The organism is Pseudonocardia sp. MH-G8 (genome assembly GCF_002262885.1).
Classification (GTDB): domain Bacteria; phylum Actinomycetota; class Actinomycetes; order Mycobacteriales; family Pseudonocardiaceae; genus Pseudonocardia.
Map to the genome: position 1 here is coordinate 15,169 of NZ_NKYF01000029.1, position 15,273 is coordinate 30,441.

General features: G+C 70.4%; 15 protein-coding genes. 8 read left to right on the plus strand and 7 right to left on the minus strand.

Annotation, left to right across the window (positions count from 1 at the left end; translation table 11 throughout):
- Window positions 1-2: 2 nt before the first annotated feature.
- The 3 genes from CFP66_RS38585 to CFP66_RS38595 form a co-directional block, all read right to left on the minus strand.
- Window positions 3-1,280 carry a kynureninase gene (locus CFP66_RS38585; protein WP_094930322.1) on the minus strand — a complete coding sequence of 426 codons (1,278 nt, stop codon included), beginning with the start codon at window positions 1,278-1,280 and terminating at the stop codon, window positions 3-5.
- Window positions 1,277-2,134: a tryptophan 2,3-dioxygenase gene (locus CFP66_RS38590; protein WP_094930323.1), complete on the minus strand. Its 858-nt coding sequence runs from the start codon at window positions 2,132-2,134 to the stop codon at window positions 1,277-1,279. Before CFP66_RS38590 ends, CFP66_RS38585 begins: the two co-directional genes overlap by 4 nt.
- A 520-nt stretch (window positions 2,135-2,654) precedes the next feature.
- Window positions 2,655-3,341 (minus strand): IclR family transcriptional regulator, encoded by a 687-nt coding sequence (locus CFP66_RS38595; RefSeq protein WP_233160060.1) that lies wholly within the window; start codon window positions 3,339-3,341, stop codon window positions 2,655-2,657.
- Between the two features lie 171 nt (window positions 3,342-3,512).
- Here CFP66_RS38595 and CFP66_RS38600 point away from each other — a divergent pair, with 171 nt between their 5' ends.
- From CFP66_RS38600 to CFP66_RS38635, 8 genes are read left to right on the plus strand one after another with little or no spacing between them, the layout of a single operon-like run.
- A complete protein-coding gene (locus tag CFP66_RS38600; protein ID WP_094930324.1) occupies window positions 3,513-3,989 on the plus strand; it encodes a nuclear transport factor 2 family protein in 477 nt (158 codons plus the stop codon).
- Window positions 3,986-4,825, plus strand: a complete 840-nt coding sequence (locus tag CFP66_RS38605) for an SDR family NAD(P)-dependent oxidoreductase (protein ID WP_233160061.1) — start codon at window positions 3,986-3,988, stop codon at window positions 4,823-4,825. Before CFP66_RS38600 ends, CFP66_RS38605 begins: the two co-directional genes overlap by 4 nt.
- Window positions 4,822-6,273 (plus strand): FAD-dependent oxidoreductase, encoded by a 1,452-nt coding sequence (locus tag CFP66_RS38610; RefSeq protein ID WP_233160062.1) that lies wholly within the window; start codon window positions 4,822-4,824, stop codon window positions 6,271-6,273. The genes CFP66_RS38605 and CFP66_RS38610 overlap by 4 nt, the downstream gene beginning before the upstream one ends.
- A gap of 48 nt (window positions 6,274-6,321) precedes the next feature.
- The gene (locus CFP66_RS38615) at window positions 6,322-7,653 is read left to right on the plus strand and encodes an MFS transporter (RefSeq protein WP_094930325.1); all 1,332 of its coding nucleotides are present in this window, start codon (window positions 6,322-6,324) and stop codon (window positions 7,651-7,653) included.
- A gap of 8 nt (window positions 7,654-7,661) precedes the next feature.
- Complete coding sequence (locus tag CFP66_RS38620; RefSeq protein WP_094930326.1) at window positions 7,662-8,456, plus strand: SDR family NAD(P)-dependent oxidoreductase; 795 nt, start codon at window positions 7,662-7,664, stop codon at window positions 8,454-8,456.
- A 6-nt stretch (window positions 8,457-8,462) separates the two neighbouring features.
- Entirely contained in the window at window positions 8,463-8,954 is a 492-nt protein-coding gene (locus tag CFP66_RS38625) for a nuclear transport factor 2 family protein (RefSeq protein ID WP_094930327.1), read from the plus strand.
- A 38-nt stretch (window positions 8,955-8,992) separates the two neighbouring features.
- A complete protein-coding gene (locus tag CFP66_RS38630; protein WP_094930328.1) occupies window positions 8,993-10,192 on the plus strand; it encodes a homogentisate 1,2-dioxygenase in 1,200 nt (399 codons plus the stop codon).
- A 5-nt stretch (window positions 10,193-10,197) separates the two neighbouring features.
- Window positions 10,198-10,467 (plus strand): hypothetical protein, encoded by a 270-nt coding sequence (locus tag CFP66_RS38635; protein ID WP_143517525.1) that lies wholly within the window; start codon window positions 10,198-10,200, stop codon window positions 10,465-10,467.
- An 87-nt stretch (window positions 10,468-10,554) separates the two neighbouring features.
- Here CFP66_RS38635 and CFP66_RS38640 read toward each other — a convergent pair whose 3' ends face one another.
- Genes CFP66_RS38640 through CFP66_RS38655 form a run of 4 tightly spaced genes read right to left on the minus strand, consistent with a single transcriptional unit; the run spans window position 10,555 to window position 15,269 of the window.
- Window positions 10,555-11,340 (minus strand): enoyl-CoA hydratase/isomerase family protein, encoded by a 786-nt coding sequence (locus tag CFP66_RS38640; protein WP_198961964.1) that lies wholly within the window; start codon window positions 11,338-11,340, stop codon window positions 10,555-10,557.
- A gap of 37 nt (window positions 11,341-11,377) precedes the next feature.
- A complete protein-coding gene (locus tag CFP66_RS38645) occupies window positions 11,378-13,477 on the minus strand; it encodes an ABC transporter ATP-binding protein (RefSeq protein WP_094930409.1) in 2,100 nt (699 codons plus the stop codon).
- 17 nt (window positions 13,478-13,494) lie between these two features.
- Window positions 13,495-14,319 (minus strand): ABC transporter permease, encoded by an 825-nt coding sequence (locus tag CFP66_RS38650; RefSeq protein WP_094930331.1) that lies wholly within the window; start codon window positions 14,317-14,319, stop codon window positions 13,495-13,497.
- A complete protein-coding gene (locus CFP66_RS38655) occupies window positions 14,316-15,269 on the minus strand; it encodes an ABC transporter permease (RefSeq protein ID WP_255413927.1) in 954 nt (317 codons plus the stop codon). Before CFP66_RS38655 ends, CFP66_RS38650 begins: the two co-directional genes overlap by 4 nt.
- Window positions 15,270-15,273: the final 4 nt, after the last annotated feature.

Genomic DNA, 15,273 nt, shown 5'->3' on the forward strand with positions numbered 1-15,273 from the left:
GGTCAGCGCTTCTGCACACCGACGCCGTCGAGCAGGTCGCGCAGGACCGCGAGCCCGTCGTGGACCTCGGTGAACGAGGAGGACAGGGGAGCGGGGCCGATCCGGATGGCGTCCGGCTCGCGGTAGTCGGGGAGGACGCCGCGCGCCCAGAGGGCGTCGACGACCGCGCGGAAGCCGGGGCGCCGGATCGTGAGGTGTCCCCCGCGGTGGTGCCCTTCACGGGGCGAGAGCACGTCGACGCCGTGCGGGGCCAGCCAGGCGTCGACGAGTTCCAGCGCGAACCCGGTGAGCGCCACCGACTTCGCGCGCACCGCGGCGATCCCGGCGTCTTCCAGCAGGTCCAGCGCGGCCAGTAGGGGGACGGCCGCGAGGATCGGGGGAGTGCCGCTGACGACGTGCCGGATCCCCCCGGCGGGCAGGTAGCCGGGACCCATGGTGAACGGGTCGTGCCGGCCCATCCACCCCTGGATCGGCTGGCGCAGGACGGTCTGCAGGTCGCGGCGGACGAACCCGAACGCGGGCGAGCCTGGGCCCCCGTTCAGGAACTTGTAGGTGCAGCCCGCGGCCAGGTCGACCCTCCACGCGTCGAGGGCCAGCTCGACCGAGCCCGCGGAGTGGCAGAGGTCGAGCAGGACGTAGGCGCCCGCGTCGTGCGCCGCCGCGACGATCGCCGGGGCGTCGGCGAGCCATCCGGAGCGGTAGGAGATGTGGGACAGCAGCACCAGCGCCGTGTCCGGACCGGTCGTGTTCCGGACCTGCTCGGGGGTGACACCGCCGGCGAGGCTCGTCTCGATCCAGCGCACGCTGCCGCCCCGCTCGGCGGCGATCCCCTCGACGACGTACCGGTCGGTGGGGAAGTCCTCGGCGCAGGCGACGATCACACTCCGCGCCGGGTCGGCGGCCGCGGCGGCGTCGACCGCGGCGCGGGCGAGCTTGTAGAGGACAACGGTGGTGGAGTCGGCGAGCACCGTCTGACCGGGACCGGCGCCGAGGGCGGTGGCGGCGATGCGGTCCCCGACGCGTTCCGGCCACCCCATCCAGGGCCCGTCCGGGCCGTCCTCGGTCCACCCGCGGATCAAGCGCGTCCCCCACGCCTCGCGGACGAACTCCTCGAGCCGAGTGGCCGTGCTCGCGACCGGGCGGCCGAGCGAGTTGCCGTCCAGGTAGGCGACGACGCCGGGGGCAGGGAGGAACCGGGCCCGCAGGGGCGCGAGCGGGTCGGCGGCGTCGAGCGCCGCGGCGCGTTCGGCCCACGTGCCGGTTCCGGTGGCGGCGGTCATGCCTGGATCTCCGTCCGGACGGCGATCAGTTCGGGGAAGAATGTCAGGTCCAGCGCTTTCCGCAGGAATGCGACCCCGCTGGAGCCGCCTGTGCCGCGCGCGCCCCCGATCGTGCGCTCCACGGTCTTGAGGTGGCGGAAGCGCCACAGCTGGAAGTTCTCCTCCAGGTCGACCAGCTCCTCGCAGGCCTCGTAGGCCCCCCAGTGCTCGCGGGAGTGCTCGTAGATGCGACGGAACACCGGCACCAGCTCGGGGGTGAAGGCGTAGGGCTGTGACACGTCGCGGCGCAGGACCGACTCTGGCACCGCGTGCCCGTGCCGGTGCAGGTGGTGCAGGAACTCGTCGTAGACGGTCGGCTGGGTGAGCAGCGTGCGCAGCATCGCCTGGGCGCGCTCGTCGTGGGCGAACACGTCGAGCATCTCGGCGTTCTTGTTGCCGAGCACGAACTCGACAGCCCGGTACTGGTAGGACTGGAAACCTGAGGAGGTGCCGAGGAAGCGGCGGAACTCGGCGTACTCCGACGGGGTCAGCGTCGCCAGGACCGACCACTGCTCGGTGAGCTGGTGCTGGATGTGCTTGACCCGGGCCAGCCCCTTGAGCGCGGGGCGCAGCTCGTCGGCGCGCAGCCGGTCGCGTACTGCTCGCAGTTCGTGCAGCACCAGCTTGAACCACAGCTCCGAGGCCTGGTGCTGCACGATGAACAGCAGCTCGTCGTGGTGCACCGGCCGGCTCACCGGGTGCTGGGTCGACAACAGCTCGTCCAGGTGCAGGTAGGCGCTGTAGGAGAGGTTCACCCGCTCCCCGGTGTCTCCGAGCTCCCGGACCACACCCTCCTCGATCGGGCGGACGCTCATGGGCACCTCCGTCGACGTTGCTTCGCAGTCTCATCATCACGCGGTGCAGGCCGCCGGCGGAATGTCGAACGGACGGCGCATCGCTTCATCTGCCATGAGCGCGGCAGCAGATGCTCATGCCAACCTTCCGATCTGAAGGTGAACGAGGCTCCTGCTGGTGAGGCGGATATCCGCCCGGATTTCGCCGAGGCGTTCGGAGCGGCGAGTGCAAGCTGCTCCGCAGCTGGACCGGCCTGATCATCAGCTCGACGCAACGCTGATGTGCATGGCTGGGCGCCCGCCCACGTCGCAGGAGTTTCTGCGGTTCCTCGAGCAGGTCGCCACAATCGCAGACCATGGCTGAGTCGCTGATCGGGCTACCGGGCCGAATGTGTCCGCCAGGACGGCGGTCGCGCACCGTCGAGGACCTCGAGCTGGTCACCGCCTCCTGCGCTGAACTCGGGGCGCTTCAGTGCTGCCACAGGCTGATCGCGCGCCGTCCGCAGAGCGCGACTCACGGGCAGGTCAACCCGGACTGCGGTCAGCTTTCGCGAAGCAGAGCGCCGAGCTGTTGCGCGGCCCCCCGAACGGCGCTGCCCAATGCCGTCTCGTCAGTGACCTGGAACACCGAGACGCCGATGCTCGCCAAGGAGCCTGCGCGCCGGCCCGGCACGACGGCCGAGATGCCGTGGACGGCGGGGATGACCTCTCCGAAGCTGTGCGCGAATCCGCGCTCGCGCGCCAGTCCCACCTCGGGGCGCTCGCCGGTTCGGTGTGGGAGCGCGGCCAGCATCGCCAGACCGGCCGAGCCCTGGTCGATCGAGTCGAGCTGTCCGGTCCTGAAGGTCACGTGTACTGCCGCGTTCTGCGGTTGTACGACCAGTAGCGACCGGACATGTGTGTCTGTCTCCTGGACGACGAGATGGGCCGTTGCCCCGACCGCATCGGCGAGCTCCTCGAGTACGGGCGCGGCCAGCGCTCGGAGGTCGCGTTCAACCGGCGCCGCCAGCGTCACCAGGCCGGATCCGGGGAGGAACCGCTTGAGCTTGTCGCGCCGGCAGAGGTGGTGTGCCTCCAGGGTGCGTAGCAGCCGGTGAGCGACCGTCCGGTGGACGTCGATGCCGGCGGCCACCTCCGTCACCGACAGACCGTCGGGACGCTCGGCGAGGAGCTCTAGTACACGCAGTCCGAGGTGCAGCGTCTTCGACATTGCGCGATCCAGCTCCACGGCGGGTCGAAGCGCCGCTCGCTGCCCGTCGTCGCGAACGTCCAGATCTGGATCCACGGCACTCCCTTGACGGCTCGGGTGAGCCCTACGTACGGTCCGGCAAGCAATTCGCACGGTGTGTGCGATATTAGCACGCCGCTCGGATCGAGGTTGCACGAGGAGGTGCGGGGGATGGCGGTCCCGGTGGACGCGGTGGTGGAGATCCATCAGCTGTACGGGCACCAGGCACATCGGATCGACAGCGGCGACGCCGAGGGCTGGGCGGCGACCTTCACCCCCGATGGTGTCTTCAGCTCACCCACCTATCCCGGCCGCGTGGTCGGAACGTCCCAGCTGATCGCGTTCGCCGAGCGGTTCACCGCGGACGCGCTCGCGGCGGGCGAGGTGCGCCGCCACGTCGTGAGCACCCTCGCCGTGGACGCGCCCGAGCCCGGCCGGACGGACGGTCGGGGGTCCGACGAGCTGGATGTCCGGGCCTACCTGCAGGTCGTGGCCACGCCTCGCGGCGGCGTGCCACGCCTCGTCCGGCTGGCGACGCTCCTCGACCGGGTGGTACGGCACGAGGGTGGCTGGCGCGTGCGGGCCCGCACCGTGCAGCGCGACGACGCCGTGCAGCAGGAGAACCCATCCCGAGGAGTGCAGCAGTGACGACGATCCTGGAACGCGCGGAGAACCCGGGCCGTGTGCAGGGCGAGGCGATGGCCGTCCAGCATCCCGAGTTGGCGGGCAAGGTCGCGGTCGTGACCGGCGCGTGCCGGGGCATCGGGGCGCGTTTCGCCGCGGGTCTGGCCGTGCGGGGAGTGCACGTCATCGGTGCGGACATCGACGAGACGCGGATGACGGCCATGGCGTCCGCGCTCGCGGCCGAGGTCAGCACGGCGGCGGGCTCGGTCGCTCGGGGTTCGGTGATGGGCGCTCGCGTCGACGTCCGCGACGCCGGCGAGCAGGAGTCGCTCGCCCGGCTGGCCGTCGAGCGCTTCGGTCGTCTCGACTTCTGGGTGAACAACGCGGGCATCTTCCCCGAGGCGCCCGTCATCGACATTCCCGCGGAGCAGATCTCGGCGACCCTCGCCGTGAACGTGGAGGGGGTGCTGTTCGGCGCGCAGGCGGCCGCACGGCAGATGCGGGCAGGTGGGGTCATCGTCAACATGGCCTCGGTCGCGGCCGTGCGGGTCCGGCGCGGTCGCGCGGCCTACTGCAGCTCGAAGGCCGCGGTGCAGCACCTCACCGAATGCCTCGCGGTCGAGCTGGGTGATGCCGGCATCCGGGTCAACGCGATCGCGCCGGGATTCGTCGACACGGAGATGACCCGGTGGGTGCAGGACGACCCGGCCGCCCTGCAGAAGGCGCTGGACACCGTGCCGCTGCACCGGCTCGGGTCGCCGGAAGAGATCGTCGGACCGTTGCTGTTCCTGCTGTCCGACAGCGCTCGCTACGTCACCGGTCACACGCTGGCCGTCGACGGCGGATCGAGGCACGTGTGAGCGGCCCCCAGGTGGAGTACGACGTCGTCGTGCTGGGCGGTGGCGGGGCTGGCCTCGCGGCCGCGGTCTCCGCCGCGGAGACCGGGGCCTCCGTGATCCTCTTCGAGTCCGAGGGCGAGCTCGGCGGATCCACGCAGCTCTCGGCCGGGCTGTTCACCGCGGCCGGCACCAGCGTGCAGCGCGAGCTGGGGATCGCGGACACGGCGGAGCGGTTCTTCCAGCACTACATGGACCTCAACCACTGGATGCTCAAGCCCGGGCTCATCCAGACGTTCTGCCGCCATGCCGCCCCGACGCTGGAGTGGCTGATCGGACTCGGTGTGGAGGTCCCGGCACGGATCTCCGGCAATGCCCACATGCCGGGGCTGTGCCAGGCCGGGGTCGAGGACGTGTGGCGCGGTCATGTGCCGAAGGACCAGGGTTACGGGCTGGTCCAGGTCCTGGACCGGGCCCGCCGCGGCCACGGCGTGGACGCCGTGCTGCACACCCGCGTCCAGGAGCTCCTGCACGACGACGGCCGCGTGGTCGGGGTCATTGCCGACGACGTCGAGGTGCGGGCGGGGGCGGTGGTCGTGGCCACCGGCGGGCTGGCGCAGGACCGTGAGCTCGTCGAGCGGCACTACCCGACCGCGCTCCGGGCCGGCGGATCCCTGTTCGTCGTGGCGGCCCCGGGAAGCCGGGGAGACCATCTGCGGCTCGGTGACCAGGTGGGGTCGGGGATCGTCGGGCAGGACTGGGGGCTGATGCTGCCCACCGCGTCCTTCGTGCGCTTCCACCACTGGCAGGCGGGCTTCCCTCCGCCGTCGCGGCTCTACATCGACCGGTCGGGTCGCCGGTTCATGGACGAGGACGCCTCCTACGCGGTCTCCACGGGGATCATCGATGCGCACGGTGGCAAGTGCTGGGCCGTGTTCGACGAACGGGCCCGTCTCGCCCTGCCTCCCGGCTACGCCGACTGGTCCGCCGAGAACGTCGCAGCCGAGGCCGACGCGGGCCGCGTCGTCCGCGCGGCGACTCTCGACGAGCTCGCGTCCCTTTGCGGCGTTCCGGCGGGGCACCTGCGCCGGACCGTCGACCGCTGGAACGCCCAGTTGCCGAACGGGGTCGACGAGGACTTCCTCCGGCACAACACCCTCGCCGCGAAGGGCGGCAAGAGCAGCCTCAGCCCGATCGCCGAGGCGCCCTACTACGCGGTCCGGGTGCTACCCGCGGAGCTGGTGTGCACCCATGCCGGGTTGGAGATCAACGAGGCTGCCGCGGTGCTCGACGAGAGCGGTACACCCGTCCCCGGCCTGTACGCGGCGGGCGAGGCCGGCGGCGGCGTCCTGGGGCTGCGCTACGTCGGCGGTGGGAACGCCGTCGCCAACGCCCTGACCATGGGCCGAATCGCGGGCAGGAACGCCGCACAGCGGACCGGCGCACGCGCGGGCGCCGGCACGACCACGTAGTCCGCGCGGTCCACCCCGTTCAGCACGGTACTCAACGAGGAGAACGTCATGGCAGAGGCGAGCACGTCGCCGCCAGGGACCGCTTCCGGATCCGTCGGACAACCCGTCCGGCGCCAATCCCAGGCGCGGGTCATCCGTGCGGCGATCATCGGAACGGTCGTCGAGTACTACGACTTCGGCATCTACGGCTACATGGCGACGTTCGTCGCCGCGCTCTTCTTCGTCTCGGAAGATCCGACCGCCGCGCTGCTCGGGACCTTCGCCGCCTTCGCGGTGGCGTTCTTCCTCCGGGTGCCCGGCGGCATCATCTTCGGGCACATCGGGGACCGGTACGGCCGGAAGAAGGCCCTGTCGTGGACCATCCTGCTGATGGCGGTGGCCACCGCCGGGATCGGGTTGCTGCCCTCGTACTTCACCCTCGGTGTGTGGGCCACCGTGGGGTTGGTGCTGTGCCGCTGCCTGCAGGGCTTCGCCGCCGGCGGTGAGCTGGGTGGCGCGAACGCCTTCGTGACCGAGTCGGCCCCCGTCCGCTGGCGCGCGACGCAGACCTCGATGGTGAACTCCGGCACGTACTTCGGTTCCCTGGCCGCTTCCCTGGTCGCGCTCGGGGCCACCTCGGTGCTGACCGAGGAGCAGCTGCTCGAGTGGGCGTGGCGCATCCCCTTCCTGCTGAGCCTGCCGATCGGCCTCGTCGGGCTCTGGATCCGCACCCGGTTGGAGGACACCCCCCAGTTCCAGGAGCTGGAGAAGCAGGGGGAGGTCAAGAAGGTCCCGATCAAGGACCTGCTGACGACCAACGGCGGCGCGGTCTTGAAGATCATCGGCCTCGGACCTCTCATCACGGGCGGGTACTACATCGCCACCGTCTACGCCGCCACCTACCTGCAGACCACCGCGGGTCATTCCTCCCAGGTGGCCTTCATCTCCACGTCGATCGCGCTGATCGCCGGGGCGGTGGCCCTCCCGCTCTCCGGGGTCCTCGCGGACCGGATCGGGCGCAAGCCCGTCTTCTTCATCGGCAGCACCGCGGCCGTCGTCCTCGGCGTACCGATGTTCATGCTCATGTCCGCGGGCCCGGCCTGGCAGGCCGTCCTCGGCCAGACGGTGCTGTTCGTCTGCGTCTCGGTCGTGAACGGGACGTCCTACGTGGCCTACGCCGAGATGCTGAGCGCCTCCACCCGCTACAGCGGGCTCGCGCTCGGCAACAACGTCACGAACACGTTCGTCGGGGGCACCGCGCCGTTCATCGCGACCTGGCTGATCGGCATGACGGGCCAGCCGCTGGCCCCCGCGGGCTTCTTCGTGTTCTGCGCCCTGATCACGCTGATCACCACGTTCTTCATCGCCGAGACTCGCGGCACAGCGCTGCGGATCGACTAGGAGGGGCCGTGACAGAGGAGTTCGCCGGGCGGAGCGTCGTCGTAACGGGGGCGTCCAGCGGGATGGGACGCGCCGAAGCCCTCGCCCTGGGAAGGGCGGGTGCGAAGGTCTGGGTGACCGACGTCGCCGCCACCGCCGGGGAGGCGCTGATCGAGGAGATCCGGGCGACCGGGGCACCGGCGCGGTTCGTCCCGGTGGACGTGACCGACCCGCAGGCCTGGGCCCGTCTTGCCGCCTGCATCGAGGAGGAGGACGGCCGGCTGGACGGGCTGGTCAACAACGCCGGCGTCAGCCACCGGTTCGGCATCGTCGACACGACCGTCGAGGACTGGCGGCGGGTGGTGGACGTCAACCTGTCGGGTGTCTTCTACGGGATGAAGCTGCTGGCGCCGTTGCTGCAGCGGACCGGCTCCGCGTCGGTGGTCAACGTGTCGTCCACCGCGGGGATGGCCGGGTACTTCGCCGCTGCGTACAGCGCGAGCAAATGGGGGGTCCGAGGGTTGTCCAAGGTGGGAGCCCTGGAGTTCGCCGAGGCGGGCGTCCGGGTGAACTCGATCCATCCGGGCCTCGTGGACACGCCGTTGCTGCGCTCGGGCTCGGAGGCCTTCGTGGACGAGAGCCTGCGCTCGGTGCCCGCAGGACGGGTCGCACAGCCCGGGGAGATCGCCGAGGCCGTGCTGTTCCTGCTTTCCGACCGTGCGCGCTACATCACCGGAACCGAGATCGTCATCGACGGCGGCTTGACCTCCGGCGGGCTCTACCACCGCATCCTCGACGGCTTGCGGGCACACGACGAGGGGTGAGAGACGATGTCACTGGCGGACAAACAGGCCATCACCGAGGTCCTGTACCGCTACGCACGCGCCGTCGACCGGAAGGACTTCGCCGCGGTCGCCGCGTGCTACTTCGACGATGCGAACGACAACCACGGTGCGTACAACGGGGGCATTTCCGGTCTGATCGAGGACATGGAGGCGCGGCACCGCACCATCGACTCGTCCATGCACTACGTCACCAACGTGCTGATCGAGCTGGACGACGACGCCGGCGCCCGCTCCGAGGCCTACTGCCTCTGCTGCTTCCGGTTCCGCCCGGAGGAGGCCTCCGGGCCCGCCGTACTGGCCACGATCAGGTGCCGCTACGTCGACCGGTTCGAGAAGAGGGCGGGCGAGTGGCGGATCGCGGACCGGATCGTCGTCTTCGACGAGTACCGCACCGAACGCGTGGTCGACGAGCTCGACCCGTCGTGGGTACACGCCCGGCGCACCGCCGACGATCCGGTCTACACCGGCCGCCCCTGACGTTCCGAGACTTCCGCGGCTCTTCCCAGGAGGCGAGCATGGCGTACTACCGGCGGTCCGGTGAGATCCCGCCGAAGCGGCACACGCAGCACCGCACGCCCACGGGTGGGCTGTACTACGAGGAGCTGATGGGGGAGGAGGGCTTCTCCTCCGACTCGTCGCTGCTCTACCACCGCGGGATCCCGTCGGCGATCGTGGATGCGACCCCGTGGGAGCCGCCGGACCCGACGACCACGCCGAACCAGCCGCTGATCCCGCGGCACCTCCGGCTGCAGGACCTGTTCCCCGGCGAAGGGTGGGAAGCCGGGGATGCGGTGACGACGCGGCGGCTGGTGCTGGGCAACGCCGACGTGCGGATCTCGTACGTCGTCTGCGGTGCGGCGTCGCCGCTGTACCGCAACGCGATCGGCGACGAGTGCGTCTACGTCGAATCCGGGGCCGCGAACGTGGAGACGGTGTTCGGCGTGCTGCCGGCGCGGCAGGGCGACTACGTGGTGCTGCCGCGGGCGACGACACACCGCTGGGTGCCGGTGGGGGACGAGGCGCTGAGGTTGTACGTGATCGAGGCGAACTCGCACATCGCGCCGCCGAAGCGCTACCTGTCGCGGTACGGGCAGCTCCTGGAGCATGCCCCGTACTGCGAGCGCGACCTCCACGGGCCCGCCGAGCCGCTGCTCGTCGAGGGCACCGACGTCGAGGTGCTGGTGAAGCACCGCGGCCCGGGCGGGGTGTCCGGCACGCGATACGTGTACCCCGCGCACCCGTTCGACGTGGTCGGCTGGGACGGCTGCCTCTACCCGTACACGTTCAACGTGGCCGACTTCGAGCCGATCACGGGTCGGGTGCACCAGCCGCCGCCGGTGCACCAGGTGTTCGAGGCGAACAACTTCGTGGTGTGCAACTTCGTACCGCGGAAGGTCGACTACCACCCGCTGTCGGTGCCCGTGCCGTACTACCACTCCAATGTGGACTCGGACGAGGTGATGTTCTACTGCGGCGGGGACTACGAAGCCCGCAAGGGGTCGGGCATCGGGCAGGGCTCGGTCTCGCTGCACCCGGGCGGGCACCCGCACGGCCCGCAGCCGGGCGCCGTGGAGCGGTCGCTCGGCGCGGAGTTCTTCGACGAGCTGGCCGTCATGGTGGACACGTTCCGGCCGCTGGAGCTGGGCGAGGGTGGCCGTACAGCCGACGACGGCACCTACGCGTGGACGTGGTCCGGTCGCGGGCCTGGCTCGTGAGCACGATGAGCGACGGGTCCCTCGCCGGCATGCTGGACGACGCCGCGCTGTTCCCGCCGGAGAACGCGCCGATGGTGACGGCGGTCCCGGCCCACCGGAAGCACCGCGCGAGCTGGTACGCCCTGCTCGTCGGGCCGTTCCTGGTGCCGGCCGCCCGGCTCGACGAGCTGACCGCGCACCTGCCCGCCGACAGCGACCCACCGCCCAAGCCCGAGGAGCTGGAACGGCGCATCGCGCTGCTGGAGCAGCTCCTCGGGAGCCCGGGCGCTACTTGATCGCGAGCGGGTTGATCGGCGACCGAGGCCGCCGGAGCGTGTGGACTCGGTCCGTGCACGCTCGGTGGGCCAGGGGTGGTCAGCCGGTCAGCGCCGGGCGTAGACGCCGTCGCGCTTCTCGAAGAACGCGCGCAACGCCTCTTTATGATCTTCAGTGCGGTACATCTCGACGAACTTCTTCGTTTGGAGGGCTTGGCCCTGGTCGAAGCTCAGTTCGAAGGCGCGGGTCACGGCCGACTTCGCGGCCTCGACCGACAGCGGGGCACGTGTAGCGATCCGCTGTGCCTTGGCGAGAGCGGCGGGGAGCAGTGCCTCGGGTTCGTACACCTCGGTGACCAGTCCCCAGCGCATGGCCTGCTCTGCGGTGTATCGGCTCCCGGTAAGGATGATTTCCTTCGCGGGTCCGAGGCCGACGACCCGGGGCAGCCGCCAGAAGCTGACGATCAGCCCGACGTTCACCCCCGCGGCCACGAAGAACGCCTCGCTTGAGGCGAGCCGGATGTCGCAGGCAAGAGCGAACTCCAGACCTCCGCCGACTGTGGCTCCGTTGATTGCAGCGACGACGGGCATCCGAAGGGCCTCGATGCGGTTGAGCATCCCACTGAACTCGCCGATGTAGTCGGCGAGCTGCTCGTCGGTGAGAGCCTGGTCCTCGCGCAGGTTGGCGCCCGATGTGAACGCCCTGCCGGTTCCCGTGATGACGACCGCGCGAATGTTGTCATCCGCCTCGATGACGTCGAGAGCGCGCAGCATGGACTGACGGCTCTCCCAGGTGAAAGCGTTGGAGGGCGGGCTGTCGATGGTGAGCACGACGATGTGCGGGGTCTCGTAGCGCAGTTCGACGCCGACGCCGACCTCGGTGCGGGTGGTCACGGTTCGTCTCCTCGGTGGGTGCGGAGTCGCTGGCGGATCAGCTGGGGGTGGGCTTTCCGGCCGTGACGGCAGGCCGGTTCGCCGTGGCCGGCTCCGGGTGGTGGCACGCGCTGGGGTGGCCGATCCCCAGGCGGTCGGCCAGCTCGGGAACCTCCGACGCGCATCTGTCGTCGGCCTTCCAGCACCGCGTGCGGAACACGCATCCCGACGGTGGCGCGGACGGGCTGGGAACGTCGCCGGTCAGGACGATCTTGTCCCCGCGATCGCGCTGCGCGGGGTCCGGCAGCGGCACGGCGGAGAGCAGCGCCTGGGTGTACGGGTGGGTCGGTGCGCCGTAGATGTCGCTGCGCGACCCGATCTCCATGATCTTCCCGAGGTACATCACCGCGACCCGATCGGACACGTGGTGGACCACGGACAGGTCATGGGCGATGAACAGGTACGCGAGTCCGAGCTCGTCCTGCAGCTCCTGCAGGAGGTTGATCACCTGGGCCTGCACGGAGACGTCGAGGGCAGAGACGGGCTCGTCCAGGACGATGACACGGGGTTCGAGGGCGAGGGCGCGCGCGATGCCGACCCGCTGGCGCTGCCCACCCGAGAGCTGGTGTGGGTAGCGGGCGGCGAACCCGGCCGGCAGCCCGACGCGTTCGAGCAGGGTGCGCACGTAGGCGTGTGACTTCTCGCCGTCGTACCTGCCGTGGATGCGCAGCGGCTCGGCGACGAGCTGGGAGACCTTCATCTTCGGGTCGAGGGACGTGTAGGGGTCCTGGAACACGATCTGCAGGTCACGCCGCACGTCACGCAGCGCCTTGCGGTCGTGTCCCGTGATGTCCTCGCCGAGGAAGGCGATCCGGCCCCCACTGGAGCCGACCAGCCCCATGATCGCCTTGCCGACGGTCGTCTTCCCCGAGCCGGACTCCCCGACCAGGCCGAGCGTCTCGCCCGCCCTGAGCTCCAGGCTCACACCTTCGACCGCCCGCACCGGGGCGCCGCGGCGTCCGAACAGCCGCCGCTTCGCCGGGAAGTGCTTGACCAGATCACGGACGCTCAGCAGCTCGGGACGGTCCCGGTCGGATTCGTCCGCGTGGCCGGAGTCGCCCCGCTCCGCGACCGGCCCGTCCGGTACCAGGAGACCGTCCGCGAAGGGGGCGGACACCTCGGACCAGAAGTGGCACGCCGCCACGTGCGTCGGCCCGGAGATCTCGTGGAGCTCGGGCTTGTCGGTGGTGCACGCGGTGCGACCCGCCGAAAGGGTGCACCGGGGGTGGAAGGCGCAGCCGGATGGCAGGTCGTCCATGCTCGGGGCGTCCCCGGGGATCGGGACCAGGCGGTCGGCGCGGTCACTGACCTGGGGCATGCTGCGCATCAGACCGGCGGTGTAGGGGTGCCGCGGGCTGTGGAAGATGGTCGTCACGTCACCGGACTCGACGATGCGGCCCCCGTACATGACCAGCACCCGGTCGGCGGTCTCGGCCACCACTCCCAGGTCGTGCGTGATGATGATCGAGGCGGACCTGGTCTCCCGCTGCACCTTCCGCAGGACCTCGAGGACCTGGGCCTGGATGGTCACGTCCAGGGCGGTCGTCGGCTCGTCGGCGATGAGGATCTCCGGGTCGTTGATGATCGCCATCGCGATCATCGCCCGCTGCCGCATGCCGCCGGAGTATTCGTGCGGGTACTGGTCGTACCGCAGTTCCGGGTTCGGCAGCCCCACCAGGGCCAGCACCTCGATACCCCGGGCCCGTGCCGCCGTTGCGCGCATCTTCGGGTGGTGGACCATGATGGCCTCGCTGAGCTGGGCTCCGACCGTGAACACCGGATTGAGCGAGGTCATCGGGTCCTGGAAGACCATCGCGATATCACGGCCGCGCACGCGCCGCAGCTGCTCGGCCGGCAGCGCCAGCAGGTCGCGCCCGCGGAACAGCACGCTGCCGCCCACGACCTTGCCGTCGGTCTTGGGGATCAGCCCGAGGGCGGAGAGGACGGTGGCGCTCTTCCCCGACCCAGACTCTCCGACGACCGCCAGAGTCTCGCCCGGGTAGAGGTCGAAGCTGACGTGGTCGACGGCGTGCACCACGCCCGCGCTCGTCCGGAATTCGGTGACGAGGTCCCGCACGGACAGCACCGGCTCAGTCATGCGGATGCCGTGCTCCTTCACTTGTGCAGCCGGGGGTCGAGTACGTCGCGCAGCCCGTCTCCGAACAGGCTGAACCCGAGGACCGCGACGACGATCGCCATGCCCGCCCAGGTCGAGATGCCGGGTGCAATGTCGAGGTACTGCTTGCCGTCGTTGATGACGGAGCCCCACGTCGCTGTCGGCGGCGGTACCCCGAGGCCCAGGAAGCTGAGCGTGGCCTCGACGAGGATGGCAGCGGCGATGCCGAGGCTGGTCGTCACGATCAGCGGGGGCAGCACGTTCGGCAGGGCGTGCCGGGTGATGACGTAGGTGTTCGACGCTCCGAATGCCTCGCTGGCCTGCATGAACTCCCTCGACTTCACCGCGATCACGGCGCCCCGCAGGACGCGGCCGTAGTTGGGCACCGTCGTGACGCCGATGGCAATGATCAGGTTCACCATGGACGGCCCGAGCACGGCGACGATCGCCAGCGCCAGCAGGATGGTGGGGAACGACAGGATGATGTCGAACAGGCGACCGATGATCATGTCGACCCACCCGCCGAGGTACCCGGCGCACAGGCCGAGGACGAGCCCGACGCCGGCACCGATGGCGACGGCCACCAGGCCGGCCTGCAGTGACACCCGTGCGCCGTAGACGAGCCTGCTCAGCAGGTCCCGGCCGAACTGGTCGGTGCCCAGCAGGTGGCCCTGCTCCCCGGGCCCGAGCAGCCGCGCGCCCAGGTCCTGCAGGTACGGATCCTGCGGAGCCAGCAGCGGAGCGAGCAGCGCCGTGAGCGCCACCAGCAGGACGAGCGCCCCGCCGACCATCAGGGGGCGGCTGGCAGTCAGCCGTGCTCTCATCGGGCGGCTTCCTCACGTGTCTTGAGCCGTGGGTCGAAGAAGGGGTAGGTGAGATCCGTGAGGAGGTTGACGAGGACGAACGACACGGCGATGACCAGCGTGACGCCCTGCACCACCGGATAGTCCCTGCCGAGGATCGCGTCGAGGAGCAGCTTGCCGATGCCGGGCCGCGCGAAGACCGTCTCCATCACGATCGTGCCGCCCAGCAGGTGGCCGAAGTTCAGCCCGATCACCGTGACGATCGGGATCGCCGCGTTGCGCAGGCCGTGCTTGTAGACGACGGCCCGCTCGCCGAGCCCCTTCGCCCGTGCCGTGCGCACGTAGTCCTCGCTGAGCACATCGAGCATGCTCGATCTCGTCATCCTGGCCACCAGCGCCATGCCGGACAGGCCAAGGGCGGTGGCCGGCAGCACGAGCGCCCGCAGGATCGAACCGGTGTCGCCGGGCTCGCCGCCGCCGATCGCGGGCAACCAGCCGAGGTGGATGGCGAACGCGGTCGACAGCAGGATCCCGATCCAGAACGGGGGAGCGGCCACTCCAAAACTGCTGATCACCAGCGTGACGAGGTCGGCGACGCGACCCCGCATGGTGGCGCTGAGGACCCCCAGCGGAACCCCGATCACCACCGACATCAGCACACCGGCGATCGCCAGCGTGGCGGTCGAGGGCAGCCGGGCCGCGATCTGGTCGGCCACCGGCTGCCTGCTGGCGATCGACACGCCCAGGTCACCTCGCAGCAGCCTGGCGAGGTAGTCGAGGAACTGCGACAGCAGCGGTTGGTCGAGACCCAGGTCCTGACGGGTCCTGGCGACCTGCTCCGCCGTCGCCTGGTCGCCGAGCAGGGCCCGGACCGGATCGCCCGGGATGAGGTGTACGACCAGGAAGACGACAACGAGCACACCGAGGAGCGTCGGCAGTGCCGCGAGAGCTCTGCGGAGAACGGTGTGCACGACG